This is a genomic window from Rossellomorea sp. LjRoot5 (assembly GCF_964253455.1).
GTDB lineage: Bacteria > Bacillota > Bacilli > Bacillales > Bacillaceae_B > Rossellomorea.
The window spans coordinates 1,946,013-1,967,606 of record NZ_CAXUQN020000001.1; the positions used below are offsets into that span (position 1 = coordinate 1,946,013).

26 protein-coding genes are annotated in these 21,594 nt (G+C 42.3%); 21 read left to right on the top strand and 5 right to left on the bottom strand.

Annotated elements, in window-relative coordinates:
* Positions 1–81 precede the first annotated feature (81 nt).
* The 3 genes from ACSQ2E_RS09990 to ACSQ2E_RS10000 all read left to right on the top strand — a co-directional run bounded on the left by ACSQ2E_RS09990 (position 82) and on the right by ACSQ2E_RS10000 (position 2,131).
* Positions 82–744, top strand: coding sequence for an SOS response-associated peptidase (locus ACSQ2E_RS09990; RefSeq protein ID WP_435990385.1), 663 nt, complete (start codon positions 82–84; stop codon positions 742–744).
* A gap of 71 nt (positions 745–815) precedes the next feature.
* Entirely contained in the window at positions 816–1,088 is a 273-nt protein-coding gene (locus ACSQ2E_RS09995) for a DUF2535 family protein (RefSeq protein ID WP_435990386.1), read from the top strand.
* A gap of 200 nt (positions 1,089–1,288) precedes the next feature.
* Positions 1,289–2,131, top strand: coding sequence for a DegV family protein (locus tag ACSQ2E_RS10000; RefSeq protein ID WP_435990387.1), 843 nt, complete (start codon positions 1,289–1,291; stop codon positions 2,129–2,131).
* 78 nt (positions 2,132–2,209) lie between these two features.
* Here the strand turns inward: ACSQ2E_RS10000 and ACSQ2E_RS10005 are convergent, their stop codons facing one another.
* Entirely contained in the window at positions 2,210–2,695 is a 486-nt protein-coding gene (locus tag ACSQ2E_RS10005) for a PCYCGC motif-containing (lipo)protein (RefSeq protein ID WP_435990388.1), read from the bottom strand.
* 218 nt (positions 2,696–2,913) lie between these two features.
* On the opposite strand from ACSQ2E_RS10005, the gene ACSQ2E_RS10010 reads away from it, so the two are divergent.
* The 3 genes from ACSQ2E_RS10010 (at position 2,914) to ACSQ2E_RS10020 (ending at position 5,396) form a co-directional block, all read left to right on the top strand.
* On the top strand, positions 2,914–3,897 hold the full coding sequence (locus tag ACSQ2E_RS10010; RefSeq protein WP_435990389.1) for a nucleoside hydrolase: 984 nt from the start codon (positions 2,914–2,916) through the stop codon (positions 3,895–3,897).
* Positions 3,898–3,981: 84 nt separating this feature from the next.
* Positions 3,982–4,812 (top strand): SGNH/GDSL hydrolase family protein, encoded by an 831-nt coding sequence (locus ACSQ2E_RS10015; RefSeq protein WP_435990390.1) that lies wholly within the window; start codon positions 3,982–3,984, stop codon positions 4,810–4,812.
* Positions 4,809–5,396 (top strand): YpmS family protein, encoded by a 588-nt coding sequence (locus tag ACSQ2E_RS10020; protein WP_435990391.1) that lies wholly within the window; start codon positions 4,809–4,811, stop codon positions 5,394–5,396. The genes ACSQ2E_RS10015 and ACSQ2E_RS10020 overlap by 4 nt, the downstream gene beginning before the upstream one ends.
* A 48-nt stretch (positions 5,397–5,444) precedes the next feature.
* Here ACSQ2E_RS10020 and ACSQ2E_RS10025 read toward each other — a convergent pair whose 3' ends face one another.
* The gene (locus tag ACSQ2E_RS10025; RefSeq protein WP_435990392.1) at positions 5,445–6,185 is read right to left on the bottom strand and encodes a DUF4397 domain-containing protein; all 741 of its coding nucleotides are present in this window, start codon (positions 6,183–6,185) and stop codon (positions 5,445–5,447) included.
* A 327-nt stretch (positions 6,186–6,512) separates the two neighbouring features.
* Here ACSQ2E_RS10025 and rsgA point away from each other — a divergent pair, with 327 nt between their 5' ends.
* From rsgA to ACSQ2E_RS10050, 5 genes are all read left to right on the top strand, one after another.
* A complete protein-coding gene (gene rsgA, locus ACSQ2E_RS10030) occupies positions 6,513–7,538 on the top strand; it encodes a ribosome small subunit-dependent GTPase A (protein WP_435990393.1) in 1,026 nt (341 codons plus the stop codon).
* 150 nt (positions 7,539–7,688) lie between these two features.
* Positions 7,689–8,234, top strand: a complete 546-nt coding sequence (gene msrA, locus ACSQ2E_RS10035; protein ID WP_435990394.1) for a peptide-methionine (S)-S-oxide reductase MsrA — start codon at positions 7,689–7,691, stop codon at positions 8,232–8,234.
* Positions 8,227–8,649, top strand: a complete 423-nt coding sequence (gene msrB, locus ACSQ2E_RS10040; protein WP_435990395.1) for a peptide-methionine (R)-S-oxide reductase MsrB — start codon at positions 8,227–8,229, stop codon at positions 8,647–8,649. Before msrA ends, msrB begins: the two co-directional genes overlap by 8 nt.
* Before the next feature lie 109 nt (positions 8,650–8,758).
* Positions 8,759–9,259 (top strand): PTS sugar transporter subunit IIA, encoded by a 501-nt coding sequence (locus ACSQ2E_RS10045; RefSeq protein ID WP_098441832.1) that lies wholly within the window; start codon positions 8,759–8,761, stop codon positions 9,257–9,259.
* Positions 9,260–9,450: 191 nt separating this feature from the next.
* Complete coding sequence (locus tag ACSQ2E_RS10050) at positions 9,451–9,597, top strand: YjcZ family sporulation protein (protein ID WP_082386316.1); 147 nt, start codon at positions 9,451–9,453, stop codon at positions 9,595–9,597.
* Positions 9,598–9,665: 68 nt separating this feature from the next.
* On the opposite strand, the gene ACSQ2E_RS10055 is transcribed toward ACSQ2E_RS10050, so the two are convergent.
* Positions 9,666–11,456, bottom strand: coding sequence for a methyl-accepting chemotaxis protein (locus ACSQ2E_RS10055; RefSeq protein ID WP_435990396.1), 1,791 nt, complete (start codon positions 11,454–11,456; stop codon positions 9,666–9,668).
* Between the two features lie 329 nt (positions 11,457–11,785).
* On the opposite strand from ACSQ2E_RS10055, the gene ACSQ2E_RS10060 reads away from it, so the two are divergent.
* The 9 genes from ACSQ2E_RS10060 to ACSQ2E_RS10100 all read left to right on the top strand — a co-directional run bounded on the left by ACSQ2E_RS10060 (position 11,786) and on the right by ACSQ2E_RS10100 (position 19,749).
* Entirely contained in the window at positions 11,786–13,093 is a 1,308-nt protein-coding gene (locus ACSQ2E_RS10060; RefSeq protein ID WP_435990397.1) for an aspartate aminotransferase family protein, read from the top strand.
* Positions 13,094–13,792 (top strand): 3-oxoacid CoA-transferase subunit A, encoded by a 699-nt coding sequence (locus ACSQ2E_RS10065; protein ID WP_435990398.1) that lies wholly within the window; start codon positions 13,094–13,096, stop codon positions 13,790–13,792.
* The gene (locus ACSQ2E_RS10070) at positions 13,771–14,433 is read left to right on the top strand and encodes a 3-oxoacid CoA-transferase subunit B (protein ID WP_435990399.1); all 663 of its coding nucleotides are present in this window, start codon (positions 13,771–13,773) and stop codon (positions 14,431–14,433) included. Before ACSQ2E_RS10065 ends, ACSQ2E_RS10070 begins: the two co-directional genes overlap by 22 nt.
* Before the next feature lie 14 nt (positions 14,434–14,447).
* Positions 14,448–15,713, top strand: a complete 1,266-nt coding sequence (locus ACSQ2E_RS10075; protein ID WP_435990400.1) for a peptidase — start codon at positions 14,448–14,450, stop codon at positions 15,711–15,713.
* Between the two features lie 234 nt (positions 15,714–15,947).
* Positions 15,948–16,781 carry a putative beta-lysine N-acetyltransferase gene (gene ablB, locus ACSQ2E_RS10080; protein WP_435990401.1) on the top strand — a complete coding sequence of 278 codons (834 nt, stop codon included), beginning with the start codon at positions 15,948–15,950 and terminating at the stop codon, positions 16,779–16,781.
* Between the two features lie 65 nt (positions 16,782–16,846).
* Positions 16,847–18,274, top strand: a complete 1,428-nt coding sequence (gene ablA / locus ACSQ2E_RS10085) for a lysine 2,3-aminomutase (protein WP_435990402.1) — start codon at positions 16,847–16,849, stop codon at positions 18,272–18,274.
* The gene (locus ACSQ2E_RS10090; protein ID WP_435990403.1) at positions 18,267–18,557 is read left to right on the top strand and encodes a YokU family protein; all 291 of its coding nucleotides are present in this window, start codon (positions 18,267–18,269) and stop codon (positions 18,555–18,557) included. Before ablA ends, ACSQ2E_RS10090 begins: the two co-directional genes overlap by 8 nt.
* A 103-nt stretch (positions 18,558–18,660) precedes the next feature.
* Entirely contained in the window at positions 18,661–18,885 is a 225-nt protein-coding gene (locus ACSQ2E_RS10095) for a YozE family protein (RefSeq protein ID WP_435990404.1), read from the top strand.
* A gap of 204 nt (positions 18,886–19,089) precedes the next feature.
* Positions 19,090–19,749 carry a hypothetical protein gene (locus ACSQ2E_RS10100; protein WP_258261539.1) on the top strand — a complete coding sequence of 220 codons (660 nt, stop codon included), beginning with the start codon at positions 19,090–19,092 and terminating at the stop codon, positions 19,747–19,749.
* On the opposite strand, the gene ACSQ2E_RS10105 is transcribed toward ACSQ2E_RS10100, so the two are convergent.
* Positions 19,733–19,903, bottom strand: coding sequence for a hypothetical protein (locus ACSQ2E_RS10105; RefSeq protein WP_435990405.1), 171 nt, complete (start codon positions 19,901–19,903; stop codon positions 19,733–19,735). The genes ACSQ2E_RS10100 and ACSQ2E_RS10105 overlap by 17 nt on opposite strands.
* Positions 19,904–20,027: 124 nt before the next feature.
* Between ACSQ2E_RS10105 and ACSQ2E_RS10110 the strand changes: the two genes are divergently transcribed.
* The gene (locus ACSQ2E_RS10110; RefSeq protein ID WP_435990406.1) at positions 20,028–20,204 is read left to right on the top strand and encodes a YozD family protein; all 177 of its coding nucleotides are present in this window, start codon (positions 20,028–20,030) and stop codon (positions 20,202–20,204) included.
* Between the two features lie 124 nt (positions 20,205–20,328).
* On the opposite strand, the gene ACSQ2E_RS10115 is transcribed toward ACSQ2E_RS10110, so the two are convergent.
* A complete protein-coding gene (locus ACSQ2E_RS10115; protein WP_435990407.1) occupies positions 20,329–21,420 on the bottom strand; it encodes a DUF2515 family protein in 1,092 nt (363 codons plus the stop codon).
* Positions 21,421–21,594: the final 174 nt, after the last annotated feature.

Genomic DNA, 21,594 nt, shown 5'->3' on the forward strand with positions numbered 1-21,594 from the left:
AAGGAGTAAAGTGTAATGGTTGGATTCCGGTGCAGAATGATGTATATTCCTAAGTAAAGAAACGATGACGAGGTGGCAAATATGTGCGGAAGATTTTCTTTGACGACCCCTTTAGAAGAATTGGTAAAACACTATTTGATTGATGAATACCTTGAAGATTGGCAGCCGAGATACAATATCGCTCCATCTCAGAACGTCCTTTCCCTTATTTCTCACAAGGGGAAGCGGAGAGCGGGTGAAATCACTTGGGGGCTTGTTCCCCATTGGGCTAATTCCTCTAACTGGAAACCATTGATCAATGCCCGTAGTGAAACGCTCCTTGTCAAACCCAGTTTTAAATCCCTTGTGCATTCAAGGAGGATGGTGATCTTTGCCGATGGTTTTTATGAATGGAAGAAGGATGAATCAGGGAATATTCCTGTAAGGTTCCAATTGAATGAAGGAAAGCCATTTGTATTTGCCGGGTTATGGGACAGGAATGGAGAGGTCACCACCTCGACCATTCTGACTACCGAAGCGAATTCCCTGGTGGGAGATGTTCATGAAAGAATGCCAGTGATGCTTACAAACAGCGAGGATATCGAGAAATGGCTCAACACAGAGGAATACTCGTTTGATCAAGCTGCTTCCGTTTTAAAGCCAATCCCTGATGAATGGATGAAAGGGTACCAGGTATCCAGTGTCGTGAACTCCCCCAAACATGATACAGCAGAATGTTTAGTCCCGGTTTCAACAGGAGTATAAAAATTTTGGCACTTTCGCATGATTAGACATTTTATGCGGTTATAAATAGGGTATAATAGAAGAATAAACGGGTGAAAAAGAGGATTGATACTTTGCTGACAAAAACCATCGAGTTCAAATCAAAGTATGGACGGAAGGTCAAAATCTCAGAAGTTCCTGTATTGAAGAAAGACAGCCCTCTCTACCTAAGGGTAAATCTTAGGCTTCATCAATTTATCACTAAAGTGGTGAATCATAATGAGCCTAAGACCATCTTCAGCTTTAGAGAACATTTAAAGAGAACGACGAAATGGTCAGAGTACGAAGAAATTTATCAATCAGAAGAGTTAAAGAATAATGCATAAGCTTTACTTGGCTCTGATCCTAAAGGCATAGAGATGCCCTTGGATCAGACCTTTTTGTATGACTTCCATTCTATTTGGGGTATATTCCGACATTTATTCATCGATCCAATTGGCTAATGAGTTAAATGCTTGCTATCTATTTAAATCCTCAGCGATTAACGATATAATACTTATGAGATGGGAGATAGGATGTGGCAAAATTGACCAAAATTAAGATTGTAACAGATTCGACAGTTGATTTATCTGATGAAGTCGTAAAAGAATTGGATATTCATGTGGTTCCTCTGTCCATTTCAATTGATGGGGAAACATACTTAGATAGAGTAGATCTTTCACCTTTAAGCTTTTTAGAAAAAATGAAGGCTTCGAAAGAATTACCAAAAAGCTCTCAACCGCCTGCAGGGTCATTTGTTGAACTGTATGATAAATTAGGTAATGATGGATCACGCGTTTTATCCATACATATGACCGGTAATATGAGTGGGACCGTTCGATCGGCAGAGTCTGCTGCAGACATGTCGACAGCAGATGTGACGGTTGTGGATTCACGTTTCATTTCAAAAGGATTGGCCTTTCAGGTGATTGAAGCCGCCAAACTTGCTCAAGAAGGAAGGTCTATGGAAGAAATCCTTGCAGCCATCGAAGAGATCCGTTCCAATACAAAATTGTTTGTCGTGGTAGACACCCTTGAAAACCTTGTGAAAGGTGGGAGAATCGGGAAAGGGCGTGCCATGATCGGTTCCCTGCTCAATATCAAGCCGATCGCATCATTGGAAGGAGCAGAGTATACTCCGGTTGCGAAGGTTCGAAGTCACTCACAGGTAGTGAAGTATTTAACTACACAATTTGTAGATGACGTGAAAGGAAAGACCATACGGGGGGTTGGACTCGTCCATGCAGATGGAATGAATCTGGCTCAAAATCTGAAAGCCAAGATCATAGAGAAAACTGGATACGATCAAATCGAGATCGCTCCGACAACGCCTATCATCAGCACTCATACAGGTATCGGGGCCATCGGTTTCATGTATTACACAGACTAATGAACAAAAGACGAAGGGGAATCAATCCTTTCGTCTTTTTTTTATGAAAAAGACAGCAGGAAAACCTGCTGCCTGGTATCATGAAGGCATCGGAGTAGGGGTGGGCTTTGCGTATCCTTCTTTATACTGTTCATCTATAAATGTTCTGATTTGTTTAATGGAATCACCATTCTTATATTTTACGATGGATTCAGCTGCGATTTTCAAGCAAAGCTCACATCTGGTACCGTGGTCGTCCCACACCACTTTGTCACCCTCCGTTTTATAAACAAAGCAATTCAGGTTGCTTTCGTGCCCGGCTGAATCCCCGCATCCGCAATAACAAGGAATATATTTTAGAAGCTCAGGGTTTTTAGCTGCGGAGGAATAGATGAGTTTCATATTGTCATCCTTATCGTCAAGAAAAGAAGGAAGGGTCTCGACAGAAGCGGTTTCTTCCCTAATGTCCCCGTTAGCCGCAGTATGATCCTTGTGCGTATCTTCATTCTGATCACTGGAACAACCGGCAAGGAACCCTAATAAACCAATCAAACATGTGAAATACAAAAAGACATTTTTCTTCATTCCAATCACCTTTCATTTTAGATATATTCGTATTGTACCATGGTAACCATAACGGGTTCGTCCCGGTTATGGTTGATTTTATGAATATTATTGCCACCTCATAACTACATCCAACATATCATAGAAATATAATAGGCAAGAAAGGCACAAATAGAATGGGGAACGACAGCATTTCCTCCTTAATATAGAGGATGTTTGATGAAGGGAAGTGTATGTGCTTGTCTGATAAAAAAAAAGTGTTAGTGATTTCAGATTTTGGAATCGATGATATCGTCGCAGTACTGTATGCTTACTATAGCGATACGATTGAAATCGTTGGGATTGTTTCGGACTACGGGAATGTTTCCAGAGAATCCGCATTGAAAAATGTAAAATACCTGCAAAGCATTACGGGGATAACAGATATCCCGGTTATCGGTGGTGCGGTCTCTGCCTTGACGGGTACCCGGCCGAAGTTCTATCCGGAAGTTCATGGTGTGGCTGGTCTCGGACCGATCATACCTGGTGAAATTGAATTCAACCCTTCGGATATAAGTGAAAATTTCTATCAAATCAAGGAACTAATTAATCAATATTCAGGGGAGCTCTATATCTATTGTGCAGGTCGATTAACCTCATTGGCAACCGCCTTTATTTTATATCCTGAAACGATGAAGAAAGTGAAAGAATTTTATGTGATGGGAGGGGCTTTCAATGTTCCTGGAAATGTCACCCCGACCGCAGAAGCCAATTTCTATGGAGATCCTTATGCTGCGAATATCCTGATCCAGCTTGCCCCGAAGAAAATTCACCTCGTTCCATTGGATGTTACAATGTATGCACTCATAACCCCCCAAATGATCGATCAACTCCATGAATTTTATCTGAAATCAAATGATAAGGTTGGCCAGATTATTAAACCAATGGTTGATTATTATTACGGGTTTTATAAGAAGACCTATCCAGATATTACTGGAAGTCCTCTGCATGATTTAGTGGCTATGTGGGCCCTTGCTGATGGCGGGAAGATGATATTCGAGGAAGTCCCGATACGGGTTGCTGTCAATACGGGTTGTACGTTTGGCCAAAGTATCGGGGATTTTAGGAAGTCAACGGATAAAGAACCATGGCGGATTCATAAAATTGCAAAACAATTCCATTACGGACAATTTATTAAGGAAGTATTCTCCACTTTACAATCAGGACCAAGCCGTCAGGAATGAGGATGACCGATTGATGAGTGTATTAATGTTTTACAGGTAAAGAACCGTGATATAATAATTAAAAGAGTAAGCGAGGTGACACATATGAAAAAAATGTCCATTCTCATGCTCGCTTTTGTTTTTTTCCTGGCAGGGTGTTCGTTAGAAGATGCTGCTGATCACATTACAAGGGAAGTATCCAACTGGGATAAAGAAAGTCCCAATGAAACATTTATACCGAAGAACCTGAAGGTGGTTTCAATAGGAGATTCATTGACTCAAGGTGTCGGTGACAGTACGAAAAGTGGTGGGTATGTTCCTTATTTGGAAAAAAGCCTTGAATCATTAGATGGTGTAAAGGATGCCCAGTTTCATAACTACGGAGTCAGGGGAAACCGTACCGATCAATTATTGAAAAGACTAAAGAAGGAAGATGTGAAGTCTTCCATTGAGGAGTCTGATTTAGTGATGATCACTATCGGCGGAAACGATGTTATGAAAATTTTTCGTGAAAATTTATCACACTTGAAGTTAGAGGTATTCCAGGAGGAGAAACGTCAATATCAACTCCGGTTACAAGAGATCATTGAAACGATCAGAAGTTATAACCCCGATGCAGGCATTGTCCTGGTCGGTCTGTATAATCCTTTTAATACTTGGTTTTCGGATATTGATGAAGTCAATCAGGTGATTCACAATTGGAATGAAGCAAGCATACAGGTACTGACGGGTTATGATAAGACGTTATTCGTGAAAATTGAGGACTTATTTATTGATGCAGGAGATACTCTATTGTATGAAGACTACTTTCATCCAAATGATGAAGGGTATAAATTGATCGCAGACCGAATGTTTACGGATCTTGCAAAAGGGGAAACATTAGCTACATTGACAGATAGAAAAGATTCTGTTGAGGAAGAGGAGCAGCCGTCATGAAGAACAAATGGAAGGTAGGGTTCTTTGTCCTTTTAGGTATGATCATTTTGGGATTCGTCATCATTGTGTCCATGATCTTTATGCCTGTAAAGGATGATGCACTGCCTGACGACAACAAAAATACAGATCAACAAGTAGGATTTAATGTAGAGACCAACAAGAAAGATTTAAATCTTATTATTGAACATTATATTGAAGAAGAAGGGATGAAAGGGCCGGTGGATTACGATGTTCAGCTGAAGGATGATGTTGAACTCCTTGGATCGGTCCCTGTCTTTACTTCAGATTTGGACTTTAAATTGAATTTCGAACCGAAGGCATTGGACAATGGGGATATTCTGTTAAAACAAAAATCCATTTCAGTAGGTTCACTGAATCTCCCGGTCAACTATGTACTGAAAGTGATCAGAGATTCTTATAATTTCCCGGACTGGGTAAAGATTCAACCCAATGATGAATTGATTTACGTCTCACTCCAAGACATGAAACTGAAGAGTGATGTGGAAGTACGGGCAAAAGAATTCGATTTGAAAGAAGATAATATTTCATTCAGATTACTCGTCCCTGTCGACCGCGCACAATAAGAAAAAGGTGGCTTCCTGATGGAGTCACCTTTTTTGTATGGTAAATTTTTATCCTTTCAATAGTATGGCTTCCAGTTCCGGTGTTCCATTGGCTAATCCCAAGGCAACGATCGTGTAGGCCTGATTAGGGCTCAGCTTCACATTCGGGACGCTCAGTACACTGTTTTTACTTCCGGCGACCCTCGCCTCGAGATTGACGGTCATTGGAGTCAACCCAAGATAATCGGTCGCTTGTTTAAAGGATATATCCGGGAATATGACATCCCCGCCTTTCACAGCTATATCAACTGCAGGGGCATCAGGGGAAAGATGAATGAATTTCACCTTTGTTTCTCCACTAGGCACTGTTGGATCATCCAGATAAGGAAGTAATTGCATTTTATTAAGTGTCCCGACAGCTGCAAGGGTGTAAATCTTTCCTGGATCGATTTTTACTTTTTTACTAATGACCGTTGTCACACTTGTACCTGCAGGATATACATCAATATGATATTTCCCGGCCGGCAATGTTAAATAATCGCTCACATCTTTAAAGGCTACATCCCGTAATACACGGTTTCCGTTTACATATACATCTACATTCGGTGCATCAGGGACCGCATGTAATACACGGACATACGAAGGCTGAGTGGAGGTTGTCATGTCAGCTCGCTGCGCCTGCATGGCAAGCCTCATATATTTAAGATGTTTCTGGTAGTAATGAACGTGCATGGACGGATCAGAATATTTATAATAACCGGATAACAAGTCATACATCGCAGCTTTCGTCAAATAATCATGTTGGCTCATCCGTATCTCTCCCTTAACAGTATTAACACAATAGAATATGCCGGGGAGAAAAAATGGTGAAAACACCTATTTTTATAAAAATCAGAAATATAGCTTGCAATCCTTATGAAAATATTGGATAATGAAAGTACTAATTGAGAAAGTGGGTGATGTCATATGAACCTATCATTAATTGAGCAAAAGGCTAATGTAAATACGTATTATATCGGTTCTGCACGTCAACTCACTTTAAACGGGATTCTTTGATTTTTTTCATTTCTTCTATCGTGAAAAATCCGTTGACGTGTCGAACCACGCAACGGATTTTTTATTTTGGGAGGAAACAAGTTGAATACTAAAGAAACAGTTTTTGAAATGATGAACCATCTGACAGAAGAAGGCTTTATATTGGGAAGGGTTGTGACTGAACAAAGGGGTGCCTTTATGGTCATGACAAGAACAGGGGAAGTGTTAAGTAAGATTTCAGGGAAACTCAGGTTTGACACCGTTCAGCGCGAAGACCTACCCGCCGTAGGTGACTGGGTACTTTTAAGCAAAAAAGGGGCGGTCATTGAAAGAGTGCTGCCCCGGACGAGTAAATTTTCAAGGAAAAAAGCAGGAAATGAAGCAGAAGAACAAATCATTGCTGCAAATATCGACACAGTCTTCATCCTATCTTCACTAAATGATGATCTTAATAGTAAACGTATGGAGCGCTATTTACTTCTATGCTGGGAAAGCGGAGCGAATCCTGTCATCGTCCTGACAAAATCGGATACGTGTTCCGATCTAGAAGAAAAGAAAATAGAAGTGGAGAATACTTTGCTTGGGGTGAAAGTCGTTACCATAAGCGCCGTCAGTCGAGAAGGGATCGAGGACCTGATGCCTTATTTAGCTAAAGGGCAAACCGTCGCCCTCGTCGGTTCTTCAGGGGTGGGGAAATCCACACTGACCAATCTGCTTGTAGGATATGACGTCCAGAAGACAAAGGAAATCAGGGAATCCGATGATAAGGGCCGCCATACAACGACCCATCGGGAACTGTTCCTGTTAGAAAATGGTGCTGCCATCATTGATACACCGGGGATGAGAGAAATCCAGTTATGGCAGGGGCAGGAAGGATTGTCCACGCAATATAACGACATTGAGGAATTATCCCTTCACTGCCGATTCAATGACTGCCAACACGAAGATGAACCAGGCTGCGGGATTCGCATGGCCATTGAAGAAGGAAGCCTTTCAGAGGAGAGGCTCGAACACTATCAGAAGCTCCAAAGGGAAATCGCTTATATGGAAAGACGGGGAAATAAGCGGTTAGAATCTTTGGAACGAAAGAAGTGGAAAAGTATCGGGAAGCAGAGAAAGCTTAAATAAAGGACTTAGAAGAGTGACCCTTTGGGCACTCTTTTTTAGTCAAGGTGAGGATCGATTCCAAGCTATTTGCTTTCCCTTTTTATCGGGAATGCGTTAAAATCGCATACAAAGGGAATAGTGAAAGGGAATGTTTTGGAAAGGATGATGATCATGTCAGAAACTGATGCGTATCAAAAAGCCACGTTTGCCGGAGGGTGTTTTTGGTGCATGGTAAAACCATTTGATGAACAGCCTGGAATTGGCAGTGTGACATCCGGATACACAGGGGGACACGTTCCAAATCCATCTTATAAAGAAGTATGTTCAGAAACGACAGGTCATTATGAGGCCGTTCAAATTGAATATGACCCATCTGTTTTTCCTTACGAGAAGTTATTGGAACTGTTCTGGCAGCAAATCGACCCGACGGATCCAGGCGGTCAGTTCTTTGACAGGGGTCAATCATATAAGACGGTCATTTTTTACCATGATGAAGAGCAGAAAAGGCTGGCAGGGGAATCGAAGGAAAGACTGGGGAAGTCCGGGATCTTTTCCAAGCCCATCGCCACAGAGATTCTACCTGCCAAGGAATTTTATCCTGCAGAAGAATACCATCAGGACTATTACAAAAAGAACCCGGGGCATTATCAACGATACAGCAGGGGATCTGGAAGAGTTGCATTTATTGAAAATCATTGGGGGGATAAGAATGAGTAAAGATGATCTAAAGAAAAAACTGACACCCGAGCAATATGATGTCACTCAGAACAATGGGACGGAGCCGCCGTTTAGAAATGAGTATTGGAATACGTCTGAAGAGGGCATCTATGTCGATGTCGTCTCGGGGAAGCCTCTTTTCAGCTCGAAGGATAAGTATGATGCCGGCTGCGGTTGGCCAAGTTTCACCAAACCCATCGATGATGAGGAAGTTTCAGAAAAGGAAGATAGAAGTCACTTTATGGTGCGGACAGAAGTAAGAAGCAAAGAAGCCGATTCTCACCTGGGTCACGTGTTCAATGATGGACCCGGTCCGACAAAACTCCGTTATTGTATCAATTCGGCGGCACTCAGGTTTGTCCCCGTCGACAAATTGGAAGAGGAAGGCTACGGAGTATACAAGAAATTATTCTAACATAGTGAATCGCTGTGAAAACATTCACATATGTGCTAAAATAGACTTTTCATGTTTACTTTGAGTTACATATGTGTATATAAAAATATGAAGAGGAAGGTGAATGATGATGCTTAAAAAGCTTTTTGGTAAAAAAGAAGAAGCTCCTAAAACAATCAATGCTGTAGCACCTTTAACCGGTACCGTAAAGTCACTTGAAGAAGTGCCGGACCCTGTATTTTCACAAAAAATGATGGGGGATGGAATCGCAATCGATCCGACAATAGGAAAAGTCGTTTCACCTGTAGACGGTGAAGTCATGCAGCTTTTCCCGACGAAACACGCAGTTGGGATCAAAGCGAAAAACGGCGCTGAAATCCTGATCCATATCGGACTTGAAACGGTTTCAATGAACGGTGAAGGGTTTGAAGCGCATATCTCAGAAGGTTCAAAAGTGAGTATCGGAGATCCACTGATAACGTATGACCTGGAACTTGTAAAAGAAAAAGCGAAAAGCACCATCACACCCATCATCATCACAAACGGCGATGACATGGGAGATCTTGTGAAAAAAGACGTGACCAGTGTGACAGCAGGACAGGAAGAAGTATTGGAGATCTCTTCGAAATAGTGAAGAGAGGAAAGACCGGCGAAGATGCCGGTCTTTTTATATTGGGTGATCTTACGAATTGACCACTATATCCCTCATCATATATTCGTAAAAAGGTGCCTTCAAATAAAATGGGCAAATGCACAAACACATTCTAGGTGAATGACATAGAGTATAAGGTAAATAAATAAATTTTTTGAGGAGTGATGGGTATGAACTATGGTTATGGTTGTGATCCATGTTATCAAGGTGGATATGCTTATCCGGTTGCCGGTTGTGGCGGTAATGGTTTTGCATTGATCGTTGTGTTATTCATCCTGTTGATTATTATTGGAGCCGTTTGTTACTGCGGACATTAATCCTTTAAAGGATATTTGAAAATAATGATGAAAAAAAGAGCTGTCACTCAAGGACAGCTCTTTTTGGATTATATTTTAAAGCTTGAAATTAACTCTTTCAGTTTTTCAGCTTGCTGGGAAAGTTCTGATGCACTAGCAGTGACTTGTTCCATGGCAGCAGATCCTTCCTCTGATGCAGCGGCAGTGGTCTCGGTGTTTGATGCGGTGGTTTCTGCAATTTCATTTACATGGGCAAATGAAGTGGCCACCTCTTGACTGAGATTCAGTGTTTCCTGAATATGGTCGACCATTTCATCCACGACTACCGTTGTTTTCGTCGTTTGACTCAGGATGTCTTCAAGGGATGCATTGGTTTCATTGGTGATTTCAACACCTGCAATGACTTCTTTCACTCCATCAGAGTTTTGCTTGATGATGATATTGACTTCTTCCTGGATGCTGTGGACGATTTCCGTTACACCCTTGGCAGCCTGTCGGGATTGTTCAGCAAGCTTTCTGACTTCATCTGCTACAACCGCAAATCCCCTGCCGTGTTCCCCTGCCCTGGCTGCTTCGATGGCAGCATTCAGTGCGAGAAGGTTGGTTTGTTCGGCAATGTCAGTGATGGTTCCAATAATAGTGGTGATTTGCGTTGAACGTTGTCCCAATGCTTCAACGGTTTCACTTGTGTTGGACATGGTTTCTTCAATGCTCATCATTTTAGTTGAAGAGGCGTGGACGGTTTTTCCGCCTTTTTCAGCAACGACTCTCATATCACGAGCGGTTTGTCTGACAAGTTCTGCCTGGTTGAATAAGAAGCGTGCTGCCTCCTCCAAGCTGTTCATTTTCTCTAATGAAGAGGACATGCGATGTGTTGTCTGGTCACTTCCTGCTGCAATTTCACTCGATGTTTCCGCAATGGACGTAATCGTGCGCGATGTTTCCTCTGCAGATGCGAGAAGCTCCTGGCTGCTTGCAGATACGTTTTCTGCCATCTCAGAAACCTTCTTTACAAGGATGGCAATGCCGGCGATAAGCTGATTCGTATCAGAGGCCAGGTCAGCCAACTCATCTTTTGATTTTACATGGATCCGTTTCGTTAAATCTCCACCTGCATTGGCAATCTCTAAAATAGATGTACTGATTTTCTTTGTATTGGTTTTAATCGTATGAGATAAAATGATTCCAAAGAATACCGCTAAAAGAACGGCGAATGCCGATAAGCCGATGGTGACGATTTGCGACAGCTGGACTTGACGGGTCAGAGAATCGATCCGGTCATCCAGATCTTTTTGTTGGTCGATGACGATCATATCTACATATGAACGGATGCCGTCCAGATATTTTTTACCTACTCCTGTTTCGACGAGGTTCGCAGCCTTTTCGAGACCTTTATCTTTCCTGGTCTCGATCACCCGATCGACAAATTGCATCCAGAATCCATATTGGGCTTCAATTTTTCCCATCTTTTCAATCTGTTCAGGGTCATCTTTCAAGAGCGAATTCAAGTCTTTGAGTTGACCTTCCACTTCTTTTTTTCCATTTTGATAGGGTGCAAGAAAGCCTGTCGCACCTGTAATAACGAAGCCTTGTTCCCCAATTTCAATATCATTTAATACTTTTGAAAGATCCTTTAATTTGGTGTCGACTTTCATATCATATGTAATCAACGTGTCGATCTCTTTCTTGAGCTTCATCATATTGAAGTAAGAAGTAGACGCGAGGACCAACAGAACAATGGTCAAAAGCCCGAATGACAGGACGACTTTTCCCCTTATGGTACGAAAATAAGAGAATATACCCAAGGTCCTTTTAGTTCTTTCATTTTTCATTTTCTTTCTTTTTGGTGCTTTTAGTTTTTTTTCTCTAATCTTTTTCACCGTTTCCCCCTCCTGAAGATAAGCAAAAAGTAGCATCATAGGATGAACTTACCATTATTTTATACATATCGACCTAATATATCTAGTCAATTCGGAAAATTTTGTCGAATTTTTGAGAGTTTTAGTATATTTCAATCATGAATAAATAGTAAACTCTCTTTCTATCGTTGCCTGATTCCAGCGGAAATCCAAAGATAAGATGATTTTTTAATAAAAAATGAAAGATTCGGCTTTTCAGACATATGAATAATGTATGGGAAATCTTGAAAAGCATCCAGATGAGCGAATCGAAAGAGAGTATGAATCTGATTCTTTCAGGAGGGGGAACAATGCCTCATTCGCATTTAATAAAACCGATGATTGGGGAGCAATATCCAACGATTGATTATGGAAAGGGTGTTTTTTTGTATGACACCGACGGCAAGGAATATGTAGATGCCTGTTCTGGAGCGGTGACGGCAAATTTGGGACATGGTATGGAAGAAATTCTTCAATCAATCGTGAATCAAGGAAACAAAGTGGCGTTTGTGTATCGATCTCAGTTCAGCAATCAGCCGGCAGAGGAGTTAGCCTCCTTTTTGAATGAGAAAACAGGTTATCCCTGGACCTTCTTTGTAAATAGTGGATCAGAGGCAGTGGAAACAGCCATTAAGATCGCCATTCAACATTGGCAGGAGAAAGGGAAGCCGCTGAAGAGGAAGATATTATCACGTTGGCTCAGTTATCATGGAATCACTTTTGGGGCCTTATCTGCTTCAGGGCATCCAACAAGAAGGGAACGGTTTGATTCGTTTTTGGGGGACTGGCCAACCATCGAACCGCCTTATTGTGCTCACTGTCCATTTGGTAAGACTTACCCTTCATGCGGGTTGGCATGTGCGTCCCAACTGGATACCATGGTAACGAGAATAGGGGCTGAAAATATAGCAGCGTTTATAGCAGAACCGATCATTGGAGCGGCAGGGGGGGCAATCACCCCTCCAAAGGGATATTATGAACGGATTAAGGAAATCTGTGGAGCCCATGACATCTTGTTCATTTCCGACGAGGTGATGACCGGATGCGGGAGGACGGGAACCTTCTTAGCGCTAGAACACTGGGGAGTAAAGGCAGATATAGTAGCAGTCGGTAAAGGTCTGAGTGCCGGATATGCCCCGATTGCTGCAACCCTCATTTCAGAGAAGATCATGGAACCGATCGTACATGGAAGTAAAGTGATCATGAGCGGCCATACCTTTAGTGGGAATCCCATGTCAGCGACTGCTGCATTGGCCGTTCTTAAGCTGATAGATTCAGAAAAGATCATTGAAGGAGTCGATCAGAAAGGGACCTATTTAAAGAATCTCCTGGAAAAATGCAGAACTGAATTTTCTTTTATTCACGACATCAGGGGAAGGGGCCTCATGTGGGGGATTGAATTTGATGAGCGGGGTGCGGGATTTACGTCTTTCATCGTTCAGAATGGAGTGGATAACGGAATTTTATTATACCCTGCTTCAGCCGGGATTGATGGCAGGAAGGGCTCTGCCATCATGGTGGCACCACCATTGAACAGTACGAAAAGAGAGCTTGAGGAGATGGTTAAAAGGTTGAGAAGAACTTTTCAAATGGCAGCAGAGAATTGGAAGGTGACTTAGATGTCTGCACATCACAATAAAATGAGGCTTTATGAAGAAATCCTGCCCTTTTTTCATGATGAAATGACGATGATGTTTGGAGGGTTTGGAGGGGTTGGCTCCCCGCCTACCATGATAAGCCATCTTCTGGAGTGGGGGGTGAAAGATCTTACCATCATCGGAAACGACACAGGCTTCCCCCACATCGGCATCGGTCAATTGGTTGCTCAAAATCGAGTGAAAAAAGTGATTGCTTCACACATAGGCTCTAATCCGATTGCAGGAAGGTTAATGAGCGAAGGGAAGCTTGAAGTTGAATTTTCTCCACAGGGTATCTTAGCTGAAAGAATCAGGGCAGGGGGAGTGGGATTAAAAGGGATCATTAGCGACATAGGGGTGGATGACCCATATTTGAACAAAGGGAAGACTTTCGTTGAAGTAGAGGGTGAACGCTTTGTATTCGAGACGGCATTGGTTGCTGAAGTGGGTATCGTTTATGCGAAGAAAGCCGATACTTTCGGGAACCTTGTCTATGACAAAAGCGCAAGAAATACGAATCCCCTTATCGCAATGGCCTCGGATATTACGATCGTCGAGACGGAGGAAGTGGTTGCTTACGGAGAGCTGCATCCTGAAGAAATTGTCACTTCAGGGGTATTTGTGGATCATATCGTCTTGTCTAAAGGAGTCGATTGGAAATGGGCCTGGGAAACGAATTGAAGGAAAAGATGGCAAAACGTGCAGCGCTTGAGGTGAAAGAAAATATGATTGTGAATCTCGGGATCGGGATTCCCTCCCTCGTTCCAAATCATCTACCTCAAGGATTTCCGGTCATATTTCAATCTGAAAATGGAATCATTGGCATCGGTCCTGCACCAGTTGAAGGCCATGAAGATGAAAATTTGTGTAATGCAGGAGGGTTCCCGGTTTCGTTGATTGAGGGGGGATGTTATACAGATAGCTCCATCGCTTTCGCCATGATCCGCCGGGGCAAAATCGATTTAACGATACTTGGATCCCTGCAGGTCAGTGAAAATGGGGATCTTGCCAATTGGATCATCCCGGGCAAAAAGGTTCCGGGGATGGGAGGAGCAACCGAACTTGCCTCCAAAGCAAAGAAAGTCATTGTACTCATGACCCACTTAGACAAGAACGGCGGCAGCAAAATCGTGAGGGAATGTACCCTTCCATTGACGGCGCGCCGCTGTGTTTCGATGATTATCACTGACCGTGCAGTATTCTCACTTGAAGATGATCAATTAATCCTGCGTGAGATATTCAATCCTTACACATTGAAGGACATAGAGGAGACGACAGAAGCCCGTTACATCTTAAGCCCTGATATCAAGTTTATAGGGTAGGGGGAGGAAATCATATGGACACTCATCGCCTCATAAAAAAAGTAATAGAAGAAAAAAAGAAAAGAACGATCAAGCTTCTGCAAAGATTGGTCCAAGAGGATAGTGTCAGGGGAAACGAATCAATGGCACAGGCGATCATGATAGAAAAGTGCAGAAAGCTTGGTTTGGAGCTGGACATTTGGGAAATAAACGAGAGTGATATAAAGCATCATCCTTTTTACAAGTGTGACCGGAAAAACTTTAAAGGTAACCCCAATGTGGTAGGGGTCTTAAAGGGCACAGGCGGGGGGAAAAGCCTTCTATTAAATGGACATATTGATGTTGTACCGGAAGGGGATCGAAAAGATTGGGTCCATGATCCATATAGTGGATTCATCAATGACGGGAAACTTTACGGGCGGGGAGCAACGGATATGAAGGGCGGTTCGGTTGCTTTGCTTCTCGCCATCGAAGTGATAAAGGAGTTGAATATTCAATTAAAAGGGGATGTCATTTTTCAAAGTGTCATAGAAGAGGAAAGCGGGGGGACGGGAACCTTAGCCGCATTAATTAGAGGCTATAAAGCGGATGCTGTCATTATTCCTGAGCCGACCAATATGAAGATCTTCCCTAAACAGCAAGGGTCCATGTGGTTCCGTCTAAAGGTAAAGGGGAAATCTGCACATGGGGGAACCAGGTATGAAGGGGTAAACGCTATAGAGAAAGCGTATAAGGTCGTTCAAGCTCTCCAACAATTGGAGAATGCACGTAACGAGAGGGTGGATGATCCATTATATGGAAATATTCCGATTCCATTACCAGTTAATATCGGAAGAATCGAAAGTGGAAAATGGCCATCTTCCGTTCCGGATACAGCCATCATTGAAGGTAGGATAGGAGTCGGACCTTGGGAGACACTCCAGGAAGTCGAACAGGAATTCACAACCGAAATTTCCAAGCTGAAGTCAATCGATGCATGGTTTGATGAACACCCTGTTGAGGTGGAATGGTTTGGCGGGCGCTGGCAGCCTGGCAATCTTCCAAGTGACCATGAACTAGTAAACACCCTGTCAAAGCATGCTAAAAAGGTCATGAAGTCTGATCCAATCATCGAAGCCTCCCCTTGGGGAACGGATGGGGGAATCCTGTCTCAAGGAGGCAATATGCCTGTGGTGATTTTTGGACCGGGAACGACTGAAGTGGCCCATGATGCAAATGAATACATTGAATTAGAAAGGGTTTACCAATCGGCTGAAATTTTTTCTCTCTTTATGGTTGATTGGTGTAATAAACCCTCATGATTTTTATCACAATGGGGTAGAAGGTAATAAGGTGCAAAACCCATGCGACGAGAGAGGACTGGTAATGATCCGGACATTCCGGTACAAAAGAATGAGTTTACACACCATCTCTTTCCTCACCTTAGACAGGAACAACTCACTTGATTCAAGTATGAGGTTGTTCCCTTTTTATGGTGGTTTGTTTCATAACTTATCTCATGCCCTCATATGTTTGTTAAAAAGGGGCTTAAAAGAATGCAGACATATGAATATATACAACAACCAAAAGTGGAAGCGGCCATTTATAAAGATGACTATAATCGGAGACTCCGGGTGGATGAATTCAGGGGGAATGCAGGAAGGCTATTGGAGTACATGGAAAATATGGCTGAGACCCATCGGTTCGAAAAGATCATTGTGAAGGCAAAGTCAAATCAGGTTGCCCACCTGATAGAAAAGGGGTTTATTGTGGAGGGGGGAGTAAACGGTTACTTTAGGGGAGACAGGGCCTTCTTTATGAGTAAATTTCTGACGGATGATAGAAGGAATAGTTCTTATTGGAGAAAAGAGGATGACATTCTTCAAGCGGTTCAACAGCTTGATAGAAAAACCATGGAAGGATCAGGATTGATATCTGTAGCCACCGGGGGGCATGCAGAGAAATTAGCAGATCTGTATCAAGAAGTGTTCACGCTTTATCCTGTACCATTACAAGATCCCGATTATATAAAAGAATCCATGAAAAATGGGACAATCTTTGTGTACATCGAGGAGGATGGAAGGATAATCAGTGCTGCTTCTGCTGAAATATCTTTTTCCAACAAGAATGCTGAACTAACGGATTGTGCTACGAGTTCTTCTCATCGTAAAGGCGGGTATATGAAGCATCTGCTAAGGAAATTGGAAGATGAACTGATTAAACAGAATATTTATTGTGCTTATACGATAGCAAGGGCTCTTTCATTCGGGATGAATGCAGCATTCCATCAGCTTGGATACAGGTATGGTGGGAGACTGGCGAATAATTGCATCATCTTTGACAAAATGGAAGATATGAACATTTGGGAAAAGGATTTAAGTGAGAGGTAGAAGAAGTCATATTGGCAGTACAAGAGTCTTGTGGAACGAAACTTTTTGGAAAGTTGGTGGAGTAGATGAAAATGAATCTCTATAAACCAAAAAGGGATTGGAAGGATATTGAACTTTGGAAAGATGTGACGGATGAACAATGGAATAACTGGTTATGGCAGCTGACAAACACAATCAGAACCCTTGATGACTTGAAGAAAGTGGTGAACTTGACGCCGGAGGAAGAAGAAGGGGTCAAAATTTCAACCAAGACCATTCCGTTAAATATTACTCCTTACTATGCATGGCTCATGAATGAGGAAGATCCCCGCTGCCCGATCCGGATGCAATCCGTTCCGATTGGCCAGGAAATCCATAAAACAAAGTATGACCTGGAAGACCCATTACATGAAGATGAGGATTCACCGGTCCCCGGGTTGACACACCGTTATCCGGACAGGGTGTTATTTCTCGTAACCAATCAGTGTTCCATGTACTGCAGATACTGTACGAGAAGGAGGTTTTCGGGACAAATCGGAATGGGTGTTCCGAAGAAGCAGCTTGATGCGGCCATTGAATATATAAGGGATACGCCGAGCGTAAGGGACGTACTGCTTTCTGGCGGGGATGGTCTCTTGATCAATGATCAAATACTCGAGTATATATTAAAGAACCTGAGAGACATACCGCATGTCGAGATCATCCGGATTGGAACGAGGGCACCTGTCGTGTTTCCACAACGGATCACTGAAAACCTGTGTAATATATTGAAGAAATACCATCCGGTTTGGTTAAATACTCATTTCAATACATCCATTGAAATCACGGAAGAGTCCAAGAAGGCATGTGAGATGCTTGTGAATGCAGGGGTTCCTGTAGGAAATCAAGCTGTGATCCTGGCAGGCATCAATGACAGCGTCCCGATCATGAAGAAGCTTATGCACGATCTGGTTAAAATTCGCGTGCGTCCGTACTATATTTATCAATGTGATTTATCGGAAGGGATCGGCCATTTCAGGGCACCTGTCAGCAAGGGGCTTGAAATCATTGAAGGTTTGAGGGGGCACACATCCGGTTATGCCGTCCCGACCTTTGTGCTGGATGCTCCTGGAGGCGGAGGTAAAATATCCCTGCAACCGAATTACCTGATATCCCAAAGCGCTTCGAAAGTGGTCGTAAGGAATTTCGAAGGTGTCATCTCCACTTATCCGGAACCGGAGGAATACGTAGCCGGAAGGGCAGATGAATACTTTAAAGAAGTTTATCATGATGAAGAAATCAAAGAACCTACCATTGGTATCGCCGGATTGATGAATCAAACCCATTCTTCCCTCACACCAGCTGGTCTCAAGCGCTTGGAGCGTCGCAAGGAATATCAGGAGAACCCGGATCACAATTCTCTCAAGGACTTCAGGGGGAAAAGGGATCAGCTTAAGGAAAAGAAGCATAAAGCAATGCTTTCAAAAATGAATCAGGACAAAAATGATGATAAGGAAGAAACCATCAATGGCTAAAAATACGGCAAAGGTGTGCGAATGGTGTGAAGAGAACACGGCTCATGCTCATCAATCAAGTGTGTATTGGGAGCTGCCTGATGGCTCACGGGCGGTTCAGATTGCGAATGTCCCGAGCCTCTCTTGCAGTCATTGCGGGATGGACTACCAGGAAGAATCCATCATCAATGAGATTGAAGACCAATTGATGCTGATCGATACGAGGTTAATTGATAAAGTGATTCCTTATAAAGACTTAATGGCACTTCCCCGCTTACTAAAGAAGAATTATTTTCGATTTTAGCAGGTGGAGTCCACGATATGTTCTTATTTGAAGCAAACACTTTACGAATTCATCTTCTTCCGCTATCCTTTTAGAAAAGAAAGCACAAGGGCAGGTGGAAGAGATGAGAAAATCCTTTTATCATTACTTAATGAAATACAGGCAACCTACTGCCAAGGATGAAATAACCCGATTTGCAAATTCAGCTTATGATGATCACAGCTTTCCGAAACAGTCCGGGCAATACCATGAAATCAGCTCCTATCTCGAAATGAATGGGCACTATCTTGAAAGTATGTCCATCTTCGACATGGCCTGGGACCAGTACCAATTAGAAGAAAAAAATTAATGATACACCCTAGCCAATGGACTGACATTTGTTTCCCGCAAACGTCGGTCCTTTTTTAAAAAGTCCCGCGGTCTTTTTGATTCGTTTTTAGCCATCGCATGAAAACATTTCTTACCCTAAAAAAAGATAGTCAGGGATTTCGTGTATACCGATATGATTGTTATTGCATATCATATAAAAAAGGCGATTAAGGGTGAGGGGAGAATGAAGAAACGAAAAGAGCCTAGATTCAGAGTTGGAGAAACGGTAGTCGTCACAATCTATGGTACCGTCGGGAAAATCACCGACATTAAAAAGATTGACGGAGAGTTTTTATATGAGGTTAACGAAAGTGAAGGATTATTCAAGGAAAAAGCATTAGAACTGCTTGATTCTTATGATGGATATATTTTTGAACAGGAACAGATCGATATTGAATACAAATTTTTGTTTGGAGACCTTGTCATTGTAAAGGGATACGAAGAGGATCTCTTTAAAGTGGTGGGTTTCAGAACGGAAATATGGCGATATAAAGATGATGCGTGGGAAGACGTGATATATGAATTAATGAGGATCACGGACGGTGAATGGCTGGAGGCAGACGAAGATGAAATTACCCTGGTTGCCGATGAAGAGCAGGCAGAAGCTTTCATAAAGAAATATGGGTTCGTCTTCCCGCAAAAAAAAGAAGGTAAATCAAAATCGCTCCATTCACCTGCTTACCCGAAGCCGACCTGGATTGATCAGCTCCTTGATCATTACAATGACTACAAAACACTGTACCTATTATTCAATGATAGTAAATACAAGAACAAAATGGATTATGTGTTAGAGCAGTTGAAAAATCATACAAACACACAGTCTATCGTTAAAGAGAAGGAATAAGCCACATAATATAAAGAAAAATGGGAACGCTTATGCCAAGGAAAGATAATAGTATGACACGAAGGATCCATTGCATGCCTGAAACAATGATCCCTTCTCCATTCTCCAGGTCTCTTACCATTGATTTCGTTTTTTGGGTAAATGTATGTAACATACTATCGCTCCTCTACCTTTGATGATAAAGTCTATGCTTGTCTTTAAAGTGTTATGAAAACTTTTTTCTCCTGGCATAACCGAGATAGTATTGTCATAAATTGAGAATCAAAGGGGGCGATCACATGCGGGAGATAGAAGTCTTTATCGACACTGAGGAAATTGCTGATTTCTTTATGAAAGAACTGATCCAAAGAGGGTATGCAGCATCAGAAGATGAGCTGGAAGAAATAGCGGATATCACATTCGAGTATCTGATTGCCAAATGTATCATTGATGAAGAATGGGAAGATGAGGCTTAAACTCTTTTCACCCATGGATATGGATTTCACTTAGTATGCCAACGACCATTCATATAACGGGGATTGACTCTGATGTGTCGCTCATACCTTCTTTCATGAAGGAAGGGGGGCACATTATTTTGAGTCAATCCCTCTTTAGTTTCAGAAGAATAGTCGTTCTTGCTTTCCATTTCCGGGTCATAGAGAAATGATGAGGGATCGTCATCGTCAAAAGGGGCGACATCACCTCAATCGGTTGCTCTTTAAACCAATCTGTCGACGAAGGATCGTCATAATGGATATTTTCCCAGACAGCTCCTAGTGCAGGGCTGAATAGATGCTTTCTTTTCTTCACCCTCGAGTAAATATGGGGCCAATAATCCTCCCTGGATCCCGTATGTGGATAGTGAAGGGAGAAAGATAATGCAGTCGGGAAAATAATCGGATGGAATAATACCCTATATAACTTCTTACCTAATTGAATTCTGCGATCCACTTTCTCAAAGTGAGAAACGGAAAGTCCGGCCAGGGAGTATGTGGAGTGCTTGCCATAAGGAAATAGTATGGAAGTGAATTCCAGACGGTCCTGTAGGAAAAACTTCCACTTGTCAATTCCCATATTAAGATTGGGACTGGATAATATTTTGTTTTGAATCAGGTGCTGCTCATTCATAATGAGTGCGGTCGTCAACACAGGGTGATTCCCCGTCTTGAGATAATCTGCCCATATCTTCCACATGAATACCGAAACGTGGAACTTTTTGAGGAGGTGAAAGGGGCGGCGGCCGGTTAATTTCCAGTTTTCATAAAGTAATAGTTGGGGGTAAGCATCGTCAAAGATAGCTGCATTACATCGTTCCAGAAACTCGAATAGAGATTGTTGTTCGTTGGCACTCATTACATGTGAGAGCAGATCGTTCTGGATATCTGTCATATGATAACCGGCATTTCTCGATACCATGTGGGCGAGAAAAGACCAGTGAAGTTCAGGGTGTTTTTTGAATAAATCGAGATAGGAAGAAGTTCTTGTCAGGTTATTGACATTCCCTTTTTTTACTTTGATGGAAATTTCCCTGAACAAAGCTTGATCTTCAGGAAAATAGACATCGGGTACCGGTTCCTGCTTCATTTCGTCGTAAAGCCTGCAAACCGCCTGAACATCGAGAAGGGGGGATATATTCTTTCGTTTCCCGGGTTTGAATAGGTTTGAAAAAATTTGAAACGGTGAATAACCCAAGTAATCACACCTCTCAAAAAAAGATGAAATAATTTTTTGTGTGAAACTAATCTTTGCAGTGAATCGTATATATAAATACAAATGAAGGAGAATCACTATTTGGGAGGTTTATTTATGTTAAAGAAGATCATTAAGAGTTTATTAGGCTCAAAGCGTCACCACTACAGCTCCAGT

What these genes read in the sequence shown, in the direction of transcription:
- ACSQ2E_RS09990 (WP_435990385.1), top strand. Translation starts at nt 82, where the DNA reads ATGTGCGGAAGATTTTCTTTGACGACCCCTTTAGAAGAATTGGTAAAA.
- ACSQ2E_RS10005 (WP_435990388.1), bottom strand. Translation starts at nt 2,695, where the DNA reads ATGAAGAAAAATGTCTTTTTGTATTTCACATGTTTGATTGGTTTATTA.
- ACSQ2E_RS10015 (WP_435990390.1), top strand. Translation starts at nt 3,982, where the DNA reads ATGAAAAAAATGTCCATTCTCATGCTCGCTTTTGTTTTTTTCCTGGCA.
- ACSQ2E_RS10020 (WP_435990391.1), top strand. Translation starts at nt 4,809, where the DNA reads ATGAAGAACAAATGGAAGGTAGGGTTCTTTGTCCTTTTAGGTATGATC.
- ACSQ2E_RS10025 (WP_435990392.1), bottom strand. Translation starts at nt 6,185, where the DNA reads ATGAGCCAACATGATTATTTGACGAAAGCTGCGATGTATGACTTGTTA.
- msrA (WP_435990394.1), top strand. Translation starts at nt 7,689, where the DNA reads ATGTCAGAAACTGATGCGTATCAAAAAGCCACGTTTGCCGGAGGGTGT.
- msrB (WP_435990395.1), top strand. Translation starts at nt 8,227, where the DNA reads ATGAGTAAAGATGATCTAAAGAAAAAACTGACACCCGAGCAATATGAT.
- ACSQ2E_RS10045 (WP_098441832.1), top strand. Translation starts at nt 8,759, where the DNA reads ATGCTTAAAAAGCTTTTTGGTAAAAAAGAAGAAGCTCCTAAAACAATC.
- ACSQ2E_RS10050 (WP_082386316.1), top strand. Translation starts at nt 9,451, where the DNA reads ATGAACTATGGTTATGGTTGTGATCCATGTTATCAAGGTGGATATGCT.
- ACSQ2E_RS10060 (WP_435990397.1), top strand. Translation starts at nt 11,786, where the DNA reads ATGCCTCATTCGCATTTAATAAAACCGATGATTGGGGAGCAATATCCA.
- ACSQ2E_RS10065 (WP_435990398.1), top strand. Translation starts at nt 13,094, where the DNA reads ATGTCTGCACATCACAATAAAATGAGGCTTTATGAAGAAATCCTGCCC.
- ACSQ2E_RS10070 (WP_435990399.1), top strand. Translation starts at nt 13,771, where the DNA reads ATGGGCCTGGGAAACGAATTGAAGGAAAAGATGGCAAAACGTGCAGCG.
- ACSQ2E_RS10075 (WP_435990400.1), top strand. Translation starts at nt 14,448, where the DNA reads ATGGACACTCATCGCCTCATAAAAAAAGTAATAGAAGAAAAAAAGAAA.
- ablB (WP_435990401.1), top strand. Translation starts at nt 15,948, where the DNA reads ATGCAGACATATGAATATATACAACAACCAAAAGTGGAAGCGGCCATT.
- ablA (WP_435990402.1), top strand. Translation starts at nt 16,847, where the DNA reads ATGAAAATGAATCTCTATAAACCAAAAAGGGATTGGAAGGATATTGAA.
- ACSQ2E_RS10090 (WP_435990403.1), top strand. Translation starts at nt 18,267, where the DNA reads ATGGCTAAAAATACGGCAAAGGTGTGCGAATGGTGTGAAGAGAACACG.
- ACSQ2E_RS10095 (WP_435990404.1), top strand. Translation starts at nt 18,661, where the DNA reads ATGAGAAAATCCTTTTATCATTACTTAATGAAATACAGGCAACCTACT.
- ACSQ2E_RS10100 (WP_258261539.1), top strand. Translation starts at nt 19,090, where the DNA reads ATGAAGAAACGAAAAGAGCCTAGATTCAGAGTTGGAGAAACGGTAGTC.
- ACSQ2E_RS10105 (WP_435990405.1), bottom strand. Translation starts at nt 19,903, where the DNA reads ATGTTACATACATTTACCCAAAAAACGAAATCAATGGTAAGAGACCTG.
- ACSQ2E_RS10110 (WP_435990406.1), top strand. Translation starts at nt 20,028, where the DNA reads ATGCGGGAGATAGAAGTCTTTATCGACACTGAGGAAATTGCTGATTTC.